Annotated in this window: 17 protein-coding genes; 7 read left to right on the top strand and 10 right to left on the bottom strand. The window is 71.5% G+C overall.

Annotation, left to right across the window (positions count from 1 at the left end):
• Window positions 1-10 precede the first annotated feature (10 nt).
• Both U9J39_RS04200 and U9J39_RS04195 read right to left on the bottom strand, forming a co-directional pair.
• Window positions 11-4,168 carry a translocation/assembly module TamB domain-containing protein gene (locus U9J39_RS04200; protein ID WP_326346585.1) on the bottom strand — a complete coding sequence of 1,386 codons (4,158 nt, stop codon included), beginning with the start codon at window positions 4,166-4,168 and terminating at the stop codon, window positions 11-13.
• On the bottom strand, window positions 4,168-5,979 hold the full coding sequence (locus U9J39_RS04195; RefSeq protein WP_116312978.1) for an autotransporter assembly complex protein TamA: 1,812 nt from the start codon (window positions 5,977-5,979) through the stop codon (window positions 4,168-4,170). Before U9J39_RS04195 ends, U9J39_RS04200 begins: the two co-directional genes overlap by 1 nt.
• Before the next feature lie 189 nt (window positions 5,980-6,168).
• Between U9J39_RS04195 and U9J39_RS04190 the strand changes: the two genes are divergently transcribed.
• From U9J39_RS04190 to panC, 3 genes are all read left to right on the top strand, one after another.
• Window positions 6,169-6,360: a DUF3460 family protein gene (locus U9J39_RS04190; protein WP_018008060.1), complete on the top strand. Its 192-nt coding sequence runs from the start codon at window positions 6,169-6,171 to the stop codon at window positions 6,358-6,360.
• A 28-nt stretch (window positions 6,361-6,388) separates the two neighbouring features.
• Window positions 6,389-7,279: a segregation and condensation protein A gene (locus U9J39_RS04185; protein ID WP_115710570.1), complete on the top strand. Its 891-nt coding sequence runs from the start codon at window positions 6,389-6,391 to the stop codon at window positions 7,277-7,279.
• A gap of 138 nt (window positions 7,280-7,417) precedes the next feature.
• Window positions 7,418-8,266: a pantoate--beta-alanine ligase gene (panC, locus tag U9J39_RS04180; RefSeq protein WP_018008058.1), complete on the top strand. Its 849-nt coding sequence runs from the start codon at window positions 7,418-7,420 to the stop codon at window positions 8,264-8,266.
• A 52-nt stretch (window positions 8,267-8,318) separates the two neighbouring features.
• Here the strand turns inward: panC and U9J39_RS04175 are convergent, their stop codons facing one another.
• Together U9J39_RS04175 and U9J39_RS04170 are read right to left on the bottom strand one after the other, a co-directional pair.
• Window positions 8,319-9,512: a PepSY-associated TM helix domain-containing protein gene (locus tag U9J39_RS04175; RefSeq protein ID WP_115710572.1), complete on the bottom strand. Its 1,194-nt coding sequence runs from the start codon at window positions 9,510-9,512 to the stop codon at window positions 8,319-8,321.
• Window positions 9,513-9,663: 151 nt separating this feature from the next.
• Window positions 9,664-11,181 (bottom strand): cobyric acid synthase, encoded by a 1,518-nt coding sequence (locus tag U9J39_RS04170; RefSeq protein WP_326346584.1) that lies wholly within the window; start codon window positions 11,179-11,181, stop codon window positions 9,664-9,666.
• 38 nt (window positions 11,182-11,219) lie between these two features.
• On the opposite strand from U9J39_RS04170, the gene cobU reads away from it, so the two are divergent.
• From cobU to U9J39_RS04150, 4 genes are read left to right on the top strand one after another with little or no spacing between them, the layout of a single operon-like run.
• A complete protein-coding gene (gene cobU / locus U9J39_RS04165) occupies window positions 11,220-11,924 on the top strand; it encodes a bifunctional adenosylcobinamide kinase/adenosylcobinamide-phosphate guanylyltransferase (protein ID WP_115710576.1) in 705 nt (234 codons plus the stop codon).
• Window positions 11,918-12,892, top strand: coding sequence for a CobD/CbiB family cobalamin biosynthesis protein (locus U9J39_RS04160; protein WP_116312981.1), 975 nt, complete (start codon window positions 11,918-11,920; stop codon window positions 12,890-12,892). Before cobU ends, U9J39_RS04160 begins: the two co-directional genes overlap by 7 nt.
• On the top strand, window positions 12,889-13,908 hold the full coding sequence (gene cobD, locus U9J39_RS04155; protein ID WP_326346583.1) for a threonine-phosphate decarboxylase CobD: 1,020 nt from the start codon (window positions 12,889-12,891) through the stop codon (window positions 13,906-13,908). Before U9J39_RS04160 ends, cobD begins: the two co-directional genes overlap by 4 nt.
• A 13-nt stretch (window positions 13,909-13,921) precedes the next feature.
• Window positions 13,922-14,827, top strand: a complete 906-nt coding sequence (locus U9J39_RS04150) for a cobalamin-binding protein (protein WP_116313295.1) — start codon at window positions 13,922-13,924, stop codon at window positions 14,825-14,827.
• On the opposite strand, the gene U9J39_RS04145 is transcribed toward U9J39_RS04150, so the two are convergent.
• From U9J39_RS04145 to U9J39_RS04120, 6 genes are read right to left on the bottom strand one after another with little or no spacing between them, the layout of a single operon-like run.
• Window positions 14,828-15,409, bottom strand: coding sequence for a histidine phosphatase family protein (locus U9J39_RS04145; RefSeq protein WP_326346582.1), 582 nt, complete (start codon window positions 15,407-15,409; stop codon window positions 14,828-14,830).
• A complete protein-coding gene (locus U9J39_RS04140; RefSeq protein WP_326346581.1) occupies window positions 15,394-16,230 on the bottom strand; it encodes an adenosylcobinamide-GDP ribazoletransferase in 837 nt (278 codons plus the stop codon). Before U9J39_RS04140 ends, U9J39_RS04145 begins: the two co-directional genes overlap by 16 nt.
• Window positions 16,227-17,267 (bottom strand): nicotinate-nucleotide--dimethylbenzimidazole phosphoribosyltransferase, encoded by a 1,041-nt coding sequence (gene cobT / locus U9J39_RS04135; RefSeq protein WP_115710584.1) that lies wholly within the window; start codon window positions 17,265-17,267, stop codon window positions 16,227-16,229. Before cobT ends, U9J39_RS04140 begins: the two co-directional genes overlap by 4 nt.
• 32 nt (window positions 17,268-17,299) lie before the next feature.
• The gene (cobO, locus tag U9J39_RS04130; protein WP_115710586.1) at window positions 17,300-17,932 is read right to left on the bottom strand and encodes a cob(I)yrinic acid a,c-diamide adenosyltransferase; all 633 of its coding nucleotides are present in this window, start codon (window positions 17,930-17,932) and stop codon (window positions 17,300-17,302) included.
• Window positions 17,925-18,767 carry an ABC transporter ATP-binding protein gene (locus U9J39_RS04125; RefSeq protein WP_326346580.1) on the bottom strand — a complete coding sequence of 281 codons (843 nt, stop codon included), beginning with the start codon at window positions 18,765-18,767 and terminating at the stop codon, window positions 17,925-17,927. Before U9J39_RS04125 ends, cobO begins: the two co-directional genes overlap by 8 nt.
• Window positions 18,764-19,771, bottom strand: a complete 1,008-nt coding sequence (locus U9J39_RS04120) for a FecCD family ABC transporter permease (protein ID WP_115710590.1) — start codon at window positions 19,769-19,771, stop codon at window positions 18,764-18,766. The genes U9J39_RS04125 and U9J39_RS04120 overlap by 4 nt, the downstream gene beginning before the upstream one ends.
• Between the last annotated feature and the right edge of the window lie 4 nt (window positions 19,772-19,775).

The following is a 19,775-nucleotide window of genomic DNA, read 5'->3' as shown; positions in this document are numbered from 1 at the left end:
CGAAGGGAAGTCATCGGCGCACCGGCTCGGCGATGACGGCCGAGGCCGCCTGTGCGGCGCCCTGGGGGTCGAGTGGCTGGCTTTCATCCTGCTGGCTCCTCCTGGTGCCGCGATTCGGGGCCCCGCTGAACAGGTTGGCCCAGGTATCGAAGCGGCGGTTGAACAAGACCGACAAACCGTTGATGGAACCGCCCTTGGCAATCAGCGACCAGCGCCGCGAGAACTGCCAGCTCAGCTTCACCACGTTCGAGGCCGAGGTCAGGCTCTGCTCGTAGCCGACCGACATGCGGTCGGTGATGGCCTTGCCCATACTGACCACCTGCTGGTCGTTCAGGCCCGCGGTGCTGGGCCCGATCGAGAATTCGTCGATGCCGAAATGCGAGACGATGCCCTTGCCGGCCTTGCCGCCGATCAGCCCCAGCGCGGCGCCGCCCAGTGCCGAGCCGCTCAGCTGGCGCTGCTGGCCGGCGCCCGCGCTTTCCGCGCCGTAGCCGAACATCAGCCACGACAGCTTGTCCTCGTCGGGCACGTTGGGCTCCGACACCAGCCGCACGCGCGGCAGCCGCACCGTGCCGGTGACTTCGACGCCGGCCTCGACCTCCTGGTTGCGGCGCATGGCGCGGATGTTCATGTTCGGGTTGTCGATCGGGCCGTTGAAATTGATGATGCCGCGTTCGATGTCCAGCTTGCGCCCGAAGGCCTCGTAGGTGCCGTCGGTGACGCGCACCGTGCCGGTGGCCTTCATCGGCGCCAGCGGTTCGCTCTTCACGCCCATCTGCCCGGCCAGCAGCAGGTCGGCGCCGGCACCGCGGAAGCGGAAGTTGTTGCCAAGGTCGACGGTCAGGTCGATCAGCGGGCTGAAGCGGCTGGCGGGCTTGCTTTCCGGCACCGGCGTGGCCGCGGTCTTGACCGCGCGCTGGTCCTTGCGCCGGATCACCACGACATCGTCGCCCAGCACCGGGGCACCGGCCTTGGGCAGGTCGAACAGCCCCCGGTCGACGCGGAACTTGCCGCGGATCACCACCTGCTTGTTCTCGTTGGCGATGCTGGCATCGCCCGACACCACGAGGGTGCGTTCCGGGCTGGCGAACAGCTGCAGCTTGTCGGCGACGATGCGGCCGGTCAGGTTGGGATCGGCCTCGCCCAGCTTGATATTGCCGGTGGCGGTGAGCTTGCCCTCGCCGCCATGGAACTCCACCTGCCTGAGCTCGACCGTGTTCTGGTCCAGCACCACGCGCACGGTGCCGTCGGTCAGGCGCAACCCCTGGTCGTACAGCGTGACCGCGAGGTCGTCGCCATTGATGGTGCCGGTCAGCAGCGGCGCCGCCACCGTGCCGGCCAGCCGCATCGCCGCGGCCAGGCGGCCGTCGAAGGCGTACTGCGGGCCGGTCAGCGCTTCCAGCGACTTCAGCCGCGGCACGTCGACGGTGACGGTTCCGCCCAGCGTCGAGGCCGGGCCCACGGTCTGCAGCCCCTGCTCCTGCACCAGCCCGGCCGAGGCATCGACCACCACCTTGCCGATGCGCCCCGACACCATGCCGCCGCGCAGCGCGATGCGGTTGCCGCCGGCGTCGGCGCGCAGGCTGGTCTCGCCCAGGCCGAGCGTGGTGAAGCCCCGGCCCGCGTTGACCGACAGGTCGCCGCTGCGCCGGCGCACTTCCGCAAACCCGCTGGCGGTCTCGGCCAGCGCCAGGTTCCAGCGGCCGTCGATGACCAGGTCGGAACGCACCGGCGGGCGCTCGCCGGTGATGGTTTCCATCAGCTCCAGCACGCGCGCCACCTGCAGGCCGTCGAGGCTGCCGGCGCTGCGGATGCGGCCGTGGTCCCAGTCCAGGCTGTCGATCACCAGCGTGGCGCGGTCCAGCAGCAGGCGCGTCGCGCCCAGGCGCACGCGCTGGTCGGCCACCAGCAGCTGCGTCGGCGCGGCCAGGCGCAGGTTGACGGTGCCGCGCTCTTCCAGCGTCCGGATGGTGCCGTTCCAGCCGTCCTTGCCCCGCCACGCGCCCTGACCCGCCAGCGCCAGCTGCAGGGGCCGCTGATTCATACTGCCGGCCGCCTTGACGTCGAAGCCGTGGTTGGCCTGGGTGCCGTTGAGGGTCGCGTCGAGCGTGGCGAGGCTGGCATGCGGGCCACGGTAGCCACGCGCCGCCAGTTGCACCGACAGTGGGCCGTCGAGCCCGCCGCGGATCTCGGCGCGGCCGCTGGCGCTGGCCAACTTGTGGGGGCCCACTTCCAGCGTTTGCGCGTTGTAGTCGGCCACCACCTCGGGCTTCTTCAGCGTGCCGGTGATGGTGGCGTCGAGCTTGAGCTGGCCGGCCACGCCGAACTTCAGGCGCTCCAGTTGCGGCGCATCGACCGCCAGTTTCAGCGCATCGCCGCGCGCGCCGAAGCTGCCGCGCAGGCTGGCCTGGTTGCCGGCCATGCTGAGCGCGGCCTCGCTCGGCAACAGCCGCTCTCCCGCCAGGCGCAGCTTGCCGCCGCCGGTCATCGGCAGGCCCGCGTATTCGCTTTCATGCACGGCGAAGTCCAGCGCCACGCCCAGTTGCGGCGCGAGTTCGCCGGTCGCGGTGAAATCCGCATTGATCCGGCCCGCGGCCACCTTGGCCAGGCGCGACGGATCGAACGCCGACAGCTTGCCCTTGAAGCTGTACGGCTGCTTGTCCTTCAGCCCCAGCTTGCCCTCGGCGGTCAGCAGGCCGGTGCCGACCACGGCGCGCAGCGCGGCCAGGGTCACGGTCTCGGCGTCCATGCTGGCGTCGGCAAATAGCTTGAGCTGGCCGCCCGACAGGTCCAGCGCCACGCTCTGGCGGCCCGGCTCGATGCGGACCACCACCGGGCCTGACAGGCTGGCGCTGGTCAGCGAGCCATGCAGCGCCGCCGGGTCCAGCCTGCGCACGTCCAGGTCGAAGCCGCCGCGGCCGCCGCGCAGCGAGCCGCTGCCGGCGATCTCGGCCTTGCCGGGCAGCGCCACGCGCAGGTTCGACACCGTCTGCGCCGCCTCGCTCAGTTCGACCCGGGCGCGCACCGACTGCACCGGCAGCCGCTCGCGGTCGAGCGGGCCGGCCTCCAGGTTGCGGATCTCGATCTCGCCGGCGACCGCCAGCGGCGCCGGCGCGGGCGCGGCCGCGGGGGCAGAGGCCGCCGATGCCGGCGATGGCGCGGAGGCGGCCGGCGCGGAAGCCGCAGGCGCCGAAGCACCCGCCGCGTTGCTGCCGGCCGCCACGCCATCCACCGGCCGCAGCTCGGCATGCACGGTCAGGTTGGCGTGCGGCGCCGACGGGCTGAACAGGCGCGGGTTGATGCGGTCGCCGTCGACCAGCAGGTGCGTGAACGGGACCTTGCCGAACGGCGTCAGGTCGGCGCCGGCACGCAGGCGGATGCGGTCGCCGCTGGCCTGGACTTCGGCGCGCAAGGCGTCGAGGTTGCCGTTGGCGGTGGCATTGACGGCAAAGGCCTCGTCCTGCCAGCTGCTTTCCAGCAAGGCTTCGGCGCTGAGCGCGAACGGCGCGGCGGCGCCCAGCTGCGCGTTGGCGGCGAGCTTGCCGTAGGGCGTTTCCAGCTTGTCGACGCTGACGCGGTGGCGCTGGCCGTCGCTGTGCAGCGCGCCTGACAGGTTGCCGAACACCATCGGCTCGGCGGTGGGCGCCGGGCCCTGCACCAGCGCCAGGCGCTCGAGCGTCAGCGCATCGACATCGACGGCCAGCGGCAGTTCGAGCGAAGCGGGTTTGCGCATCGGCTCCGTGCTGGGCTCGGACGGCCCGAGCCGAACTTCGGCCTTGCCGATGCGCAGCCACTGCACATGCAGCCGCCGCGGCTGCCAGCTCAGCTTCCAGCTGCCGTCGACGCGGTCGACCGTCACGCGCGTCTGGCCGCTCACGAACACCACGTCGCGCAGGCGCAGGCCGTGCGCCACGGTGCCGCCTTCCAGGCGGCCGCCGAGCATGCCGGCCGACAGCCGCGTGGCCAGCGTCCACAGGTGCCGCGTGCCGGTTTCGGTGCGCAGCGCCGCCACGCCGGCGGCCGCCAGCACCACCACCAGCAACAGCAGGATGCCGGCCAGCCAGCCCAGCGCGCGCCACAGCCGCCGGCGCTTGCGCGGTGCCGGACCGGACGGCGGCGGCGCGGCGTCGCCGCCGCCGGGCACGGAAGGCAGGTCGTGCACGTTCATCAGAACGCCACCCCCAGCGAGATATGCGGCCGGAACTGCTGCTCCTGGATGCCATAGCCCACGTCCAGCTGCAGCGGGCCCACCGGCGTGCGCCAGCGCACGCCGACGCCCACGCCGTTGTAGATGGTCACGCCGCGCAGGTCGTTGGCGGCGGTGCCGGCATCCCAGAACACGGCCACGCCCCAGTCCGGCTTGAACCAGTACTGGTACTCCAGGCTGCCGGTGGCCAGGTACTTGGCCGGCAGGATGCTGGCGCCGCTGGGCGTGCCGATCGACTGGTAGCTGTAGCCGCGGATCGAGTCGGTGCCGCCGGCGCGGAAGCGCAGCGTCGCCGGGATCTGGCTGGCGCTGTCGCCGGTGACGTTGGCGCCCAGCTCCAGCCGCGCCACCACCAGATCGCGCTTGCCCACCGGGACGTACTGGCGGATCCGGCCGTACAGCCGCAGGAAGGTGGCATCGCTGAGCAGGTTCTTGGCGGCCACCCCGATCTGGGTGTTGATGACGTTGCCGCGGCGCGGGAATACCGGGTTGTCGACATCGCGCCGGGTCCAGGCAAAGGCCGGCACCAGCGCCTTGCTGATCTGGCTGGCCTGGCCCACCGGCAGCAGCTTGTCGTAGTAGAAATCCAGCGACGTGGTCACGTCGTACTTCTCGCGCGAGCGCGAGCGCTTCAGGCCCGCGCGCAGGCTGGTGGTGTCGGTGTTCTCGATATCGATGGTGCGCTCGTAGCTGCTGTAGACGCTGTTGCGGTAGGCACCGCGCGACGGCGGCATCGCCGCCTCGGCGAACAGGTAAGAGCGCTTCTGTTCGATGCGCGCCTGCGAATCGAAGGTCCAGGCGCGGTTGAACAGGTTGTAGTAGGAATAGCGCCCTTCGACCTGGGCCCCGGTATCGGTGGTAAAGCCGACGCCGCTGTTGAGCCGGTGCACCGGATATTCGCGCACGCGCACCGACACCGGCGCGGTGACCACCCCGTCCGGCGCCTGCTCGGCATCCGGCGGCGGCTCCAGGTCGACCTGCACGTTGGAGAAATACGGCTGGTTCTGGATCGCGCGCTGCAGCTCCAGCAGCCGCTCGACCCGGTACGGTTCGCCCTCATTGAGCGGGTTGACGTTGACGATGATCTGTTCCGGGTAGCGGCGCGTGCCCGTGACCTTGAGCGGGCCCAGGCGGTAGGCCGGGCCGCTGACGTAGTGCGCCGACAAGTCCGCGCGCAGCTCGTCCGGCTCGACCCGCGCCTGCGACGCGGCCAGCCGCGCGCCGTAGTAGGTATGGCTCTGCAGCGTCACCAGCGCGTCTTCCTTGGCCTTGTCCCAGTCGTCCTGGCGAAACGGCTCGCCCGCGGGCAGGCCCCACTTGGCCTTCATCTCCGCCACCTGTTCGGGCGACTGGGTCGCCGCCGGGCCGGTCACCTGCAGGTCGACGTTGCGGATCAGCGTGCGCGCGCCGGGGTCGACCATCACATGGACCACGCGCTGGTCGCCCTCGCGCTCGACGCGGGTGGTGGTGGTGGGATCGAAATAGCCTTCGGTGGAGGTGAAGGCCCGCACCTGCTCGCCGACGGTCTCGACCATGTAGTCGAACTGGTCCTGCGACAGGTCGGTGCGATCCTTGTAGCGGGCCAGGTCGAGGTGCTCCTCGAGCATCTCGCGGATCGGCTTGGGCGCTTCGACCTCGACCTTGTAGGCGGCCTGGACCGCACCCGCGGCAAGTGCCAGCACCAGCGCCGCGAGCACGCCCGGTGCGCGCGCGGCCAGGCTCCTGGCGGCACGGCCAGCCGAGTCAGCGGTGTTAGCGGTGTCTTGCGGCATCGCCCCATTGTCCACACATACAAAGTCGGTATTTGACCACACCCGGCCGCGCGCCCGGAACTTTCCCACGCGTTGCGGTGCCGTCGCGGCCCCCGGCTACGGTCTGGCGTGCATCCCGGGGGGCCGATACTGTAAAATCATGGCCCACTGTACCTATCTGGCGCCCGCACGGGTGCATCCCGGTTGAACATGGCCCTCTACGAATCCGATATCACCCAGTTCCTGAAGCAGCTCAAGCAAGAGCGCCCGACGCTGGAGGCCGAGCAGCGCGACGGCCGCGCCCTGCTGTGGGACAAGGCACCGATCGACCTCGAAGAGCGCGCCCGCGCCCAGGCTTCGCGCGTGGCGCAGAAGCCCTACGTCTACTCGCAGGACAACTGATCCCCGCCGCCCCCGAGCCGAGCGCACCATGAGCGCAGCCGACCAGGACAAGCTGCCGCTGCCCGTGGAGCTGCCCGCCGTGGCGCCCGCCGCCGCCGGCCCGGCCGGCCCCGCCGACATGGTCGACGGGATGGCGTTCGCGCGCCTGTACGGCGAGCCGCTGTTCAAGCTGCCGCAGGATCTCTACATCCCGCCGGACGCGCTCGAGATCTTCCTCGAAGCCTTCGAAGGCCCGCTGGACCTGCTGCTGTACCTGATCCGCAAGCAGAACTTCAATGTCCTCGACATCCCGATGTCGCAGGTCACGCGGCAGTACCTGTCGTATATCGAGCAGATCCGCAAGACCAACCTTGAGCTGGCGGCGGAATACCTGCTGATGGCGGCGATGCTGATCGAGATCAAGTCGCGCATGCTGCTGCCGGTCAAGAAGGCCGACAGCGACGAGGAAGCCGAGGACCCGCGCGCCGAGCTGGTGCGCCGCCTGCTGGAATACGAGCAGATGAAGCTGGCCGCGCAGCGCCTGGATACGGTGCCGCAGCTGGGCCGCGACTTCCTGCGCTCGCAGGTGTATATCGAACAGAGCCTGGCGCCGCGCTTTCCCGACGTGGAAACCGTCGACCTGCAGGCGGCCTGGGCCGACGTGCTCAAGCGCGCCAAGCTCAACCAGCACCACAAGATCTCGCGCGAGGAGCTGTCGGTGCGCGAGCACATGAGCCAGATCCTGCGCCGTTTGCAGCATGCGCGCTTCATGGAGTTCTCGGAGCTGTTCGAGGACGCGGTGCGCTCCGGCAAGGGCGTGCCGGTGGTGGTGGTGAACTTCATCGCCATGCTCGAGCTGTCGCGCGAATCGCTGGTGGAGATCACCCAGGCCGAGCCGTTCGCGCCGATTTATGTGCGATTGGCGTACAGCCCCAGCTGACCCGTCCGAACCGCCGAGGCCAGCCCCGCCCCAGTTGATCTACAATCCGCCGACAGCCGGCCCAGACCGGCACGGCAGCCGCCGCGCGCCGCGGACCGGCGTCCGGGTCACCCCTACACGACCAGCACACCAAGGCAGATGAAAGTCATTTCCTCCATCCAAGAGCTGCGGGACCAGTTGCGCGGCCAGAACCGCGCGGCCTTCGTCCCCACCATGGGCAACCTGCACGAAGGCCACCTGTCGCTGATGCGCCTGGCGCGCCAGCACGGCGACCCGGTGGTGGCATCCATCTTCGTCAACCGCCTGCAGTTCGGCCCGAACGAGGATTTCGACAAGTACCCGCGCACGCTGCAGGACGACATCGAAAAACTGCAGAGCGAAGGCGTCTACGTGCTGTTCGCGCCCTCCGAGCGCGACATGTACCCGGTGCCGCAGGAATACCGCGTCGAGCCGCCGCACGACCTGGGCGACATCCTCGAAGGCGAGTTCCGCCCCGGCTTCTTCAAGGGCGTGTGCACGGTGGTGATGAAGCTGTTCTCGTGCGCGCAGCCGCGCGTGGCGGTGTTCGGCAAGAAGGACTACCAGCAGCTGATGATCGTGCGCCAGATGGTGCAGCAGTTCGCACTGCCGATCGACATCATTCCCGCCGAGACCGTGCGCGCCGAAGACGGCCTGGCGCTGTCGTCGCGCAACCGCTACCTGAGCCCGGACGAGCGCGCCGAGGCGCCGGTGCTGTACCGCACCCTGCACGACGTGCGCGACACCGTGCTCGGCGGCGACCGCGCCTCGGCCGACCTGCTGGCGGTGGAGGCCAGCGCCCGCGCGTCGCTGGAACAGCGTGGCTGGAAGCCGGACTATGTGTCGATCCGCAAGCGCGTCAACCTGCAGGCACCGACGCGCGAGGAATTCCTCGCCGGCGAGCCGCTGGTGATCCTGACCGCGGCCCGGCTGGGCGCGACCCGGCTGATCGACAACCTGGAAATCTGAGCGGCGCAGCCGCGTCCGCCAAAAAAAGGCAGGCCCGCAGGCCTGCCTTTTTTCATGCCCGGCGCATGCCGGCGCGCTGCGCGCTCTTCACCACATGGCGCTGGTGGCCGCGCCGCCGCTTCCACCAGATCAGCGTGCCGGTCACGGCAAATGCCAGCGGCGCCAGCCCGAACAGCGTGACGAAGATCCGCCCCGGCAGGCCGAAGGCCTCGCCGGTATGCAGCGGAAACTGCCAGTTCAGCAGCGTGTCGCCGGCGGGCGCCTGGTGCGGGTCGCGCACGCCCAGGGGCGCGCCGGTCCAGGCATCGAGCCAGAGCCGCGTGGCGCCGGTGTGCTGGCGCACCTCGCCGGGCTGGCACAGCCGGATCTCGAAGGCGTCGCCGGGCTTGCGCGGAAAGCCGATGCGGGTGACCTGCGCCTGCGGGAACTGCGCCTGCGCCGCGGCCATGATCTCGCCCGCTTCCAGCGGCCGCGCTCCCGCCGGCGCGGGCGCCGAGACGTGCTTGGCCGGTGGCGTCACCGTCATCACGCCCGCCACGATCGGCGTGACCCACTTGGGCAGGTTCAGGTACCAGCCGGAAAACGCGATCACGGCCAGCACCGGCGCGGCCAGGATGCCGCCGGCGCGGTGCAGCGAATAGTTGAAGCGCGACCATGAACCGCCATGCGTAATGCGGAACGCCTGCACCACCGAGCGCAGCTTCATCTTGGGCCACCATGCCGCCACCCCCACCAGCGTGGTCAGCAACAGCAGCATGCCGGCGACGCCGGTGATGGTCTTGCCGGTATCGCCCGACAGCAGGTAGCGGTGCAGGTGGAACAGCGTGGGCAGCAGCAGCTGGCGCGACAGCCCCGCCTCGCCCCAGACGCGCTCGCCCTTCACCGCCAGCGTGACCGGGTCGACCATCACCTGGCGCGAGCGCCCCGCCACCACGCCGCCGGGTCCCTTGACCGGATACCAGGCGATAAAGACCCCGTCGGCATGGGTCGGCAGCATCAGCAGGTTGGGCTTGCCGTAGGGCGGCGCCGCCAGCCGCTCGGTCACGGCCTGGACCGTGTCCGGAGTCACCGGCGCGGTCATCGGCGCGGACGCCACCAGCAGGTCGGGATTGAGCCAGGCGTCGAGTTCATCGCGCCAGGCGATGGTCATGCCGGTCAGCCCCATCAGGACGAACAGCAGGCCGAGACTCAGGCCGATATAACGATGCAGCTTGACGAGGACGACGCGCAGGCGGCCGGTAACCATGACGGGGTGAAGTACGTTGAGCGGACGCTGCAAGGCGCGGAATATGGCGGAAAAGCCATCTCCATGCCACGATGCGAATGCGAAGGATTCGCGATTCTAGCAGGGCCGCTGCTTGCCGCCGCCTGCCCGTCGCAACCTCAGCGCCACGACCTCAGCGCCGCAACGGCGCCAGCAGTGCCGCCAGGTCCAGGTGCGCGGCCAGGGTGTCGGCCAGGCGCTCGATCGACGCTTCACGCAGCGCGTCGAGATCGACCGCCTGGGCGTGTTCCAGCCCGGCCCAGCGCAGCAGCGCCTGGCAGCCGGCGGGATCGTCGAACAGGCCGTGCACATAGGTGGCCAGCACCTGGCCATCGGCCGAGCGCGCCCCGTCCGGCCGCAGGGTGCCGTCGCCGCGGTCGAGCCACAGCGCCGGCTGCTCCAGGCCCTTGCCGGTGGTGACGCCGAGGTGGATCTCGTAGCCGCGCACCGGCGCGTCGGCCGGGTCCAGCGCAAGCCGGCCGCGCACCTGGCGCAACTGCTTGTCGGCGGCCAGCGTGGTTTCATAATCGAGCCAGCCCAGCCCCGCGCTGCTGCCGGCGGGGCCTTCGCGGCCATCGGGGTCGTGCACCTGCCGCCCCAGCATCTGCATGCCGCCGCAGATGCCGACCAGCTTGCCGCCGTAGCGCAGGTGCCGCGCCAGCGCCGCGTCCCAGCCCTGGGCGCGCAGGAAGTCGAGGTCGCCGCGCACGTTCTTGCTGCCGGGCAGCACCACCAGGTCGGCAGGCGGGATGGGCCGGCCGGGGCCGACAAACTGCAGGTCCACCTGCGGATGCGCGCGCAGTGCGTCGAAATCGGTATGGTTGGCGATGCGCGGCAGCACCGGCACGATCACGCGCAGGCGCCGCGCGGCCTGGCCAGCATCGGCCTGCGCGCCGATGATGGCGTCCTCGGCATCGAGGTGCAGGCCGTGCAGGTACGGCAGCACGCCGAACACCGGCTTGCCGGTGCGCGCCACCAGCCAGTCCAGTCCCGGCTCCAGCAGCCCGATATCGCCGCGGAAACGGTTGATGATGAAGCCGGTCACGCGCGCGCGCTCGCTCTCGGACAGGCAGTCGAGCGTGCCCACGAGATGCGCGAACACGCCGCCGCGGTCGATGTCAGCGACCAGCACCACCGGGCAGTCGACCTGCTCGGCAAAGCCCATGTTGGCGATGTCGCGCTCGCGCAGGTTGACCTCGGCCGGGCTGCCAGCGCCCTCCACCAGCACCACCTCGTGCGCCTGCGCCAGGCGCGCGTGCGAGGCCAGCACCGCCTGCATCGCCTGCGGCTTGTAGGCGTGGTAGGCGCGCGCGTCCAGGTCCAGCCGCGCGCGGCCGTGGATGATGACCTGGGCGCCGGTGTCGCTGCTGGGCTTGAGCAGCACCGGGTTCATGTCGGTATGCGGCGCCAGCCGCGCGGCCTGCGCCTGCAGCGCCTGCGCCCGGCCGATCTCGCCGCCATCGGCGGTGACGGCGCTGTTGAGCGCCATGTTCTGCGGCTTGAACGGCGCCACGCGCGTGCCGGCGCGGGCCAGCACCCGGCACAGGCCGGCGACGATGGTGCTCTTGCCGGCATCGGAGGTGGTGCCCTGGACCATCAACGTGCCGCGCAGGGCACCCGGCGGCAGGAATTGCGGAGAGTCGGGTTGCATCGGCGGATTATCGCACCGGCCCGCACGCGGGCCGTGCCATGCCCGGATGCGGCGGCTACAATACGCGGATGGAAACCCCGGCCATCGCACCCGCTAACGCATCCGGCATCGCCCCTGCCGCACAGCCGCGCGCTGCCGCCAGCGGGAGCGGCGGCCGCCAGCTGACCCTGGTGCTGGGCGGGGCACGTTCCGGCAAGAGCCATTTTGCCGAACAGCTCGCCACCGACCACGCCACCCTTACCGGCGGGCCGGTCACCTACATCGCCACCGCGCACCAGGACCCGGCCCACGCGGACCAGGAACTGGAGGTGCGCATCGCGCTGCACCGCGCGCGCCGCCCCGCCGACTGGCGCCTGGTCGAAGAGCCGGTGCACCTGGCCGACGCGCTCTATGCCAACGCGCGCCACGACGGCTGCATCCTGGTCGATTGCATGACGCTGTGGATCAACAACCTGCTATTCCCCAATGGCCGCAGCTATCCTGAGCATGGCGTGATCACGCCACCGGCGGCCTTCACCGAAGAAATCGAGGCGCTGCTCAACGCGCTGCCGACGCTGCCCGGCCACGTGATCCTGGTCTCGAACGAGATCGGCTTCGGCGTGATCCCGATGGGCGCCATCACCCGCTTCTATGTCGATGAACTGGGCCGCCTGAACCAGAAGCTGGCCGCCGCGGCCGACTGCGTGCGGCTGCTGGTGGCGGGCATCCCGGTGGCGGTAAAGGGGCCCGATCCCGCATGCTGATGCTGGCCTGGCCGGCATGCGTGGCAGCGGCATGGATCGGGGCACTGCTGGACCGCTGGCTCGGCGAGCCGCGCCGCTGGCATCCGCTGGTGGGCTTCGGCCGCATCGCGGCCGCATTGGAACGACGCCTCAACCCTCCCTCGCAACGTAATGCTCCATGGCGCCCGCGCCTTGCCGGACTTGCCGGGTGGTGCGCGCTGGTGCTGGTCCCGGCCGCGCTGACATGGTGGCTGGTGGCCGCCGCGGCCCGCTGGCACCCGCTCGCCGCGCTGGCGCTGCATGCGCTGGTGCTGTACGCGGCGCTGGGCGCGCGCAGCCTGCACCAGCATATCGCCCCGATCGCCGACGCGCTGGGCGCGGCCGACCTGCCCGCCGCGCGCGCGCTGACCGCGCGCATCGTCTCGCGCGACACCGCCGATGCCGACGCCGAGGCACTGGCCCGCGCCGCCTGCGAATCGGCGCTGGAAAACGGCAATGACGCGGTGTTCGGCGCGCTGTTCTGGTTCCTGGCCGGCGGCGCGCCGGCCGTGGTCGTGTTCCGGCTGGCGAATACGCTCGATGCGATGTGGGGCTACCGCACGCCCCGGCTGCTGCATTTCGGCTGGGCCGCGGCGCGCCTCGACGATGCGCTCAACCTGGTACCGGCGCGGCTTACCGCGCTGTCGTATGCGCTGCTCGGCGCCACCGCGCAGGCGCTGCGCTGCTGGCGCACGCAGGCGCCGGCGTGGTCGAGCCCCAATGCCGGCCCGGTGATGGCCGCGGGAGCCGGCGCCGTCGGCGTGCGGCTTGGCGGCCCGGCGCGCTATCACGGTGAAATCGAGCAACGCCCGCCGCTGGGCACCGGCACCGCGCCGCAGGCGGCGCATGTGATGGCCTGTCTGCGGCTGGTCGAACGCACGCTATGGCTGTGGCTGGCACTGGCAGCCGCCAGCGCGCTTGCCGCACTGATGGTGTCCGCACCGGCATGAGCACCGCCGCCCTGCCCCCGATCCGCCATGGCGGCGACCTGCTTGCCGCGGTGCGTCGCTACGGCCGCGCGGCCGACGACTGGCTCGACCTGTCCACCGGCATCAACCCCGACGGCTATGCGGTGCCGATGCTGCCGCCGCAGGTGTGGCAAAGGTTGCCGCAGGACGACGACGGCCTGGCCGAACTGGCCGCGGCGGCATGCGGCGCGCCCCATACGCTGCCGGTGGCCGGCTCGCAGGCCGCGATCCGTACGCTGCCGGCGCTGCTGCGCCCGGGACGGGTCGGCGTCGCCGCGCTGGGGTACAGCGAATACGCGCCGGCGTTCGCCGCCGCGGGGCACACCGTGGTGCTGCTGGACGAAGCCGACTTCAACCGGCCTGATCTGGCCGACGCGCTCGATCATCTGGTCGTGGTCAACCCCAACAATCCGACCGCGCGCGTGCTGCCCGCCGCCACGCTGCTGCGCTGGCATGCCGCGCTGGCGGCGCGCGGCGGCACGCTGCTGGTCGACGAGGCCTTTATCGATTGCCTGCCCGGCGGTTCCGTCGCCGCGCACAGCGAACGCCCCGGGCTGGTGGTGCTGCGCTCGATCGGCAAGTTCTACGGGCTGGCAGGCATCCGCTGCGGCTTCGTGCTGGCACAGCCGGCGCTGCTGGACGCGCTGCGCGCGCGCCTGGGCCACTGGACCGTCGCCGGCCCCGCGCGCGAGGTGGCGCGCCGCGCGCTGGCCGACCAGCCGTGGCAGCACGCCACGCGGGCACGGCTGCAAGCGTGCGGGGCGCGACTGGCCGCCGTGCTGGAACACCACGGCCTGCCGCCGGTGATGCATCCCTTGTTCTGCTGGGTCCCGCATCGCGACGCGGCGCAGCTGCAACACGTGCTGGCGCAGCACGGCGTCTGGACCCGTTATTTCGATGCCGCCGGCGGCTGCCCGCCGAGCCTGCGCCTTGGCCTGCCACCGGACCAGCCGCTGGCCTGGCAGCGGCTGGACGCGGCGCTGGCGGCCGCTGCCTGACCTTGACCATGCCATGCCGAATCGCCTGACTCCTGTCCTCGCCTGCGCGCTGCTGCTCGCGGCGCTGCCCGCCAGCGCCACTGTCTCCGCCATCGACGACGCCGGCCAGACCGTGACCCTGGCGCAGCCGGCGCGCCGCGTGGTCTCGCTGGCGCCGCACGTCACCGAGATGCTGTTCGCCGCTGGTGCGGGCGACCGCATCGTCGGCACCGTCAGCTACAGCGACTACCCGCCGCAGGCGCGCGAGATCGCGCGCGTGGGCGACAACAAGGCGCTGGACCTGGAGCGCATTGCCGCACTCAAGCCCGACCTGATCGTGGTGTGGCGCCACGGCAATGCGCAGAAGCAGGCCGACCGCCTGCGCGCGCTCGGCATCCCGCTGTTCTACAGCGAGCCGCGCAGGCTGGCGGCAATCCCGGACAACATCGAGAAGCTCGGCACGCTGCTCGGCACCGAAGCCACCGCGCGGCGCGCCGCCGACGGCTTCCGCCAGCAAGTGGAAACGCTGCGCAAAACTTATGCGGCACGCCCGCCGGTGACGGTGTTCTACCAGGTCTGGCAGCAGCCGCTGATGACGCTCAACGGCCAGCACCTGGTCAGCGACATGCTGGTGCTGTGCGGCGGCCGCAACCTGTTCGCGGCCGAGACGCCGCTGGTGCCGACGGTGTCGGTCGAAGCGGTGATCGCGGGCAATCCGGAAGCGATGGTGACGGCGGGCATGGGCGCCACGCGCTCGGACCAGCCGCTGCCGGATTTCGAGATGTGGCGGCGCTGGAAGCAGGTCACGGCGGTGGCGCGCAACAACCTGTTCGTGATCGACGGCGACCTGCTCAACCGTGCCGGCCCGCGCGTGGTGCAGGGCGCGGCGCAGCTGTGCAAGGACCTCGACACCGCGCGTAGCCGCCGGCCGGCGCGCTGATCAGCCGGCGCGGTTCCACCAGCCCAGCCGCGCCCCGCCCTGGCCCAGCCTGAAGCCGCAGCTGGCGCCGAAGCCCAGCTCCCAGCTGACCGTGGTCGACAGCGGCACGCCCAGCCAGTGTGCCGCCAGCATGCGCATCGGCCCGGCATGGCCGACCACCCACAGACATTGCGCGCGAGCTTCGGCCAGCGTCGCGGCCCAGCCAACCACCCGCGCCATCGCCTGCGCCGGCGATTCGCCGCCGTGCGGGCGCGCATGCAGCAGGTCGGCCGCCCACTGGTCGAGCGCGCCGCGGTCGATCGCATCCCAGGCCACGCCCTCCCAGCTGCCGAAGTCGATTTCGCGCAGCGCAGGTTCGGTGTCGATGTCCGGCACGCCGCCAGGCCATGCCCGGGCCAGTGCCTGTGCCGTGCCGAGCGCGCGCGCCAGCGGGCTGGCCACGATGCGATCGGGAGCCGGCAGGCCGCCAACGATACGCGCCGCGGGCGGCGTCAGCGGCGCCAGCAGCGGCAGGTCGAGGCAGCCATAGCAGGTGCCTGCCGGCACCTGCGGCTGCGCATGCCGGATCAGGACCACGTCCATGCGGCGGCCACCAGGTAGAGTCCGATCTCGGCGCATTGCTGGGCCATGCCGAGGCAATCCCCGGTATAGCCGCCGATGCGGCGCACGAAGTAGCGGCCGAGCAGCAGGCGCAGCACCAGCAGCATCCCGACCGCCACCGCGCAGAAACCTGGCGACACCAGCCACAGCGGCACCAGCCCGCACAGCAGCGCGAACACCAGGCCCGTGCCGGCCAGCTTCTGCGCCACCGGCTTGGCCTTGCCCTCGGGGCGCACGTAGGTCAGCGTGGCTAGGTAGCTGACCGCCATCGCGCGGCTGGCGGCATGCGCGGCGACCAGCACGGCAAGCAGCACCGCGATGCCGCCGCGCCCGGCGATCGCCACCAGCAGTTGCCACTTCAGCAGCAGCGCCACCACCAGCGCGATCGCGCCGAACGCGCCGATGCGCGAATCGTGCATGATGCGCAGCACGTCCTCGCGCTGCCACGCACCGCCGAAGGCATCGACGCAATCGGCCAGCCCGTCTTCATGGAAGGCGCCGGTGAGCAGCAGCGTCGCGGCCATGCCCAGCAGCACGGCCACGCCGGGCGGCCACCACAGCGCCGCGCCCCAGGTGGCCAGCGCGCCCGCGCCGCCCACCAGCAGCCCGACCAGCGGGAAATAGCGTGCGGCGGCATGCAGGTAATGGGGTTCGAAGCCGACCCAGCGCGCCAGCCAGCCCGGCAGCGGCACGCGCGTAAAGTAGCCCAGCGCCGTCAGGAAATAGCGCAGTTCGCCGGCCACGCCCGCGGGGCTGCGGGGTCCGGGTTCGGGCACGGGCACCGGGTCGGTCGGCACGCTCATGGCGATGCGGTGCTGACGCCGGCGCCGCTGAAGGTGGCCATCTCGTTCAGGAACGCCGCGGCCGAGGCCAGCAGCGGCCACGCCAGCGCACAGCCGGTGCCTTCGCCCAGGCGCAGGTCCAGCGCCAGCAGCGGCGCGGCCTCGAACTGCGCCAGCAGCGCGCCGTGGCCGCGCTCGTGCGAGCAGTGCGTGAACACGCAGTACGGCAGCACGTTGGGGTCCAGCCGCTGCGCCACCAGCAGCGCCGCCGTGGCGATAAAGCCGTCGACCATGATCACCATGCGGCTGGCCGCGGCGGCCAGGAAGGCGCCGGCCATCATCGCGATCTCGAAGCCGCCGAAGGTGGCCAGCACGTCCAGCGGTGCCTGCGCATCGGCATGCCGCGCCAGCGCGCGGGCCAGCACCTCGCGCTTGCGCGCCAGGCCGGCGTCGTCCAGCCCGGTGCCGCGCCCGATGCAATCCTCCAGCGGCAGGCCGGTCAGCCGCTGCATCAGGCACGCCGCGGCCGAGGTATTGGCGATGCCCATCTCGCCGAAGCCGATTACGTTGCAGCCCTGCTGCGCATGGCGCAGCACGCGCGCCATGCCGGCGGTCATCGCCGCGGCCGCCTGTGCCGGCGTCATCGCGGGCTCGGCGGCGAAGTTGCGGGTGCCATCGGCAATGCGGCAGTTGACCAGGCCCGGCGCCGCCGGCAGCGGCACGCGCACACCCGCGTCGACGATTTCCAGCGCAATGCCGTGCTGGCGCGAGAACACGTTGATGGCCGCGCCGCCGGCCAGGAAGTTCTGCACCATCTGCGCCGTGACCTCGGCCGGATAGGCGCTGACACCGGCGTCGGCCACGCCATGGTCGGCGGCGAACACGATCACCGTGGGCCGGCGCAGCACCGGCCGCGCGGTGCCCTGGATCAGGCCCAGCTGCAGGGCCAGCGCTTCAAGCCGGCCGAGCGCGCCGAGCGGCTTGGTCTTGTCATCGATGGCGGCCTGCAGCACGGGGCGCAGCGCTTCGTCGAGTGGAGGGATTTCGGGAAACTGCATGATGCCTGGATCGGGTACTCAGAAAAAAAGGGCTACATTTCCACGCCACGCTGGGCCTTGATGCCCTGCTGGAACGCGTGCTTGACCGGGGTCATGTCGGTGACGGTGTCGGCCGCCTCCACCAGCGCCGGCGGCGCGCCGCGGCCGGTGATGACCACGTGCTGCATCGGCGGGCGCGCGCGCAGGTCGGCGATGACCTGCTCCACATCAAGATAGTGCAGCTTGAGCGCGATGTTGAGTTCGTCGAGCAGCACCAGGCCGATGCCGGGATCGCGCAGCATGGCGCGCGCCACCTCCCACGCGGCCTGCGCCTTGGCCACGTCGCGGGCGCGGTCCTGGGTTTCCCAGGTATAGCCCTCGCCCATCACATGGAAGGCGCATTGGTCGGGAAAGCGGCGCAGGAACATTTCTTCGCCGGTCGGCTGCGCGCCCTTGATGAACTGGACCACGCCGGCGCGCATGCCATGGCCGAGCGCGCGCACCACCATGCCGAAGCCGGAGCTGGACTTGCCCTTGCCGTTGCCGGTGGTAATGACGATCACGCCGCGCTCGTCCTGCGCGGCGGCGATCTTGGCATCGACGACTTCCTTCTTGCGCACCATGCGCGCCTTGTGGCGGGCATCGCGGTCGGGGTTCTGCTCGGCGGGGTTGTGGTTTTCAGTCATGGTGTGAGTGTGGTGTAGTCGGGCGCGCGCCGTCGGGAATCAGCGCGGTATGGGCGCCGTCGCTGACGCTGACGATCGCGGTGCGCAGCGCGCGCGAGCAGTGTTCGGGGGTCAGCACCTGCGCGGCGGGGCCGTGCAGCGCGGTGCCGTCTTCGGCCATCAGCAGGGCATGGGTGGCGTAGCGCAGCGCCAGCGTCAGGTCGTGCAGGATCACCACGATGGCGTGGCGCCCGGCCCTGGCCAGCGCGGCCAGCTGCTCCAGCACCAGGATCTGGTGGCGCAGGTCCAGGTGCGAGACCGGCTCGTCCAGCAACAGCAGCGGCGCCTGCTGCGCCAGTGCCGCGGCCAGCGAGACACGCTGGCGCTCGCCGCCGGACAGCGTCAGCACATCGCGCGCGGCCAGCGCCTCGATATCCATGGCGCGGATCACGTCTTGCACGATGCGGTCGTCCTCGCGGCCGGTCCAGCCCCAACCCGAGAGGTGCGGATGGCGGCCCACGCGCACGGCGTCGAGCACCGGCATCGGGAAGGTGTCGTGTACGGCTTGCGGCAGGTAGGCGCGCTGGCGCGCCAGCAGCGCGGGGTCGACCAGCGCCGGCGCGTTGCCGTCGATCTCGACGCTGCCGCCGTCGGCGTGACGCAACCCGGCCAGCACGGTCATCAGCGTGGACTTGCCGGCACCGTTGGGGCCGGCGATGCACCACAGCTCGCCGGGGCCGACGGCCAGGCTCAGCCGGTCCACCAGCACGCGCTGGCTGGTGCGCAGCCGCAGCTCGCGCAGCGTCAGCCGCGGGCAAGCCGTGAGCGGCAAGGACCAGTGCCTGGCGGCGCTCATCGCGGCCTCCGCAATAGCAGGTAGAGAAAGGTCGGCACGCCCAGCAGCCCGGTGATCACCCCCACAGGCAACTGCGCCGGCGCCACCACGGTGCGCGCGATCAGGTCGGCCGCCATCAGCAGCGCGCCGCCCAACAGCGTCGCGGCCGGCAGCAGCATGCGCTGGTCGTTGCCCCAGGCCAGCCGCACCAGGTGCGGCACCACCAGCCCGACAAAGCCGATCGAGCCGGCGGTGGTGATGGCCGCGGCAATGCACAGCGATGCCAGCATGAAGGTCGCCAGCCGCACGCGCCCGACGCGCACGCCCAGCGCCTGCGCCACGGTCTCGCCCAGCAGCATCACGTTGAGCGCGCGCGCCATCGGCATGGCCAGCAGCAGCGCCGCCACCAGCATGGCCAGCGCGCCGCCGTAGCTGGCGGTGCCGCCCAGATCGCCGGTGAGCCAGAACAGCATGCCGCGCAGGCGCGACTCCGGCGCGACCGACAGGATCAGCGTAATCACCGCGCCCCAGCCGGCAGCCAGGATCACGCCGGTCAGCAGCAGCCGCGCGCCGGCTTCGCGGTGCCCGCCCTGCACCTGCGGATGCAGCAGGTCGCGCCGCGCCAGCGATGCCACCAGCACCATCGCCAGCAGGGCGCCGAGCGCGGCGGCCGCCTGCACGCCCCACCACGGCGCCAGCGCCAGCATCGCCAGCAGCGCGGCGGTGGAGGCCCCGCCCGATACGCCCAGCACGTAAGGCTCGGCCAGCGGGTTGCGCAGCAGCACCTGCATCAGTGCACCGGACAGGGCCAGCAGCCCGCCGCAGGCAAAGGCCGCGGCCGCGCGCGGCAGCCGCAGCTCATGCACGATGGCGCCGGCGGTGCCGGTGTCGGCGCCGCTCAGCGCCAGCCACAGCGCGCGCGCATCGAGCGCAACGCTGCCCAGCGCGAGCGACAGAGCGAACGCCAGCAGCGCCGCAAACGCCAGCGCCAGCCAGATCGCCAGGGCGCGCCGGAATTCAGACATGGCG

It is taken from the genome of Cupriavidus sp. SS-3 (genome assembly GCF_035818815.1).
GTDB classification, from domain to species: Bacteria; Pseudomonadota; Gammaproteobacteria; order Burkholderiales; family Burkholderiaceae; genus Cupriavidus; species Cupriavidus taiwanensis_C.
The sequence above is the reverse complement of the archived record's forward strand: the minus strand, read 5'-3'. Positions and strand labels throughout refer to the sequence as shown.

Bases quoted from the DNA above. Each gene is read 5' to 3' on its own strand.
- U9J39_RS04200 (WP_326346585.1), bottom strand. From the start codon at position 4,168: ATGAACGTGCACGACCTGCCTTCCGTGCCCGGCGGCGGCGACGCCGCG.
- U9J39_RS04195 (WP_116312978.1), bottom strand. From the start codon at position 5,979: ATGCCGCAAGACACCGCTAACACCGCTGACTCGGCTGGCCGTGCCGCC.
- U9J39_RS04190 (WP_018008060.1), top strand. From the start codon at position 6,169: ATGGCCCTCTACGAATCCGATATCACCCAGTTCCTGAAGCAGCTCAAG.
- U9J39_RS04185 (WP_115710570.1), top strand. From the start codon at position 6,389: ATGAGCGCAGCCGACCAGGACAAGCTGCCGCTGCCCGTGGAGCTGCCC.
- panC (WP_018008058.1), top strand. From the start codon at position 7,418: ATGAAAGTCATTTCCTCCATCCAAGAGCTGCGGGACCAGTTGCGCGGC.
- U9J39_RS04175 (WP_115710572.1), bottom strand. From the start codon at position 9,512: ATGGTTACCGGCCGCCTGCGCGTCGTCCTCGTCAAGCTGCATCGTTAT.
- U9J39_RS04170 (WP_326346584.1), bottom strand. From the start codon at position 11,181: ATGCAACCCGACTCTCCGCAATTCCTGCCGCCGGGTGCCCTGCGCGGC.
- cobU (WP_115710576.1), top strand. From the start codon at position 11,220: ATGCCCGGATGCGGCGGCTACAATACGCGGATGGAAACCCCGGCCATC.
- U9J39_RS04160 (WP_116312981.1), top strand. From the start codon at position 11,918: ATGCTGATGCTGGCCTGGCCGGCATGCGTGGCAGCGGCATGGATCGGG.
- cobD (WP_326346583.1), top strand. From the start codon at position 12,889: ATGAGCACCGCCGCCCTGCCCCCGATCCGCCATGGCGGCGACCTGCTT.
- U9J39_RS04150 (WP_116313295.1), top strand. From the start codon at position 13,922: ATGCCGAATCGCCTGACTCCTGTCCTCGCCTGCGCGCTGCTGCTCGCG.
- U9J39_RS04145 (WP_326346582.1), bottom strand. From the start codon at position 15,409: ATGGACGTGGTCCTGATCCGGCATGCGCAGCCGCAGGTGCCGGCAGGC.
- U9J39_RS04140 (WP_326346581.1), bottom strand. From the start codon at position 16,230: ATGAGCGTGCCGACCGACCCGGTGCCCGTGCCCGAACCCGGACCCCGC.
- cobT (WP_115710584.1), bottom strand. From the start codon at position 17,267: ATGCAGTTTCCCGAAATCCCTCCACTCGACGAAGCGCTGCGCCCCGTG.
- cobO (WP_115710586.1), bottom strand. From the start codon at position 17,932: ATGACTGAAAACCACAACCCCGCCGAGCAGAACCCCGACCGCGATGCC.
- U9J39_RS04125 (WP_326346580.1), bottom strand. From the start codon at position 18,767: ATGAGCGCCGCCAGGCACTGGTCCTTGCCGCTCACGGCTTGCCCGCGG.
- U9J39_RS04120 (WP_115710590.1), bottom strand. From the start codon at position 19,771: ATGTCTGAATTCCGGCGCGCCCTGGCGATCTGGCTGGCGCTGGCGTTT.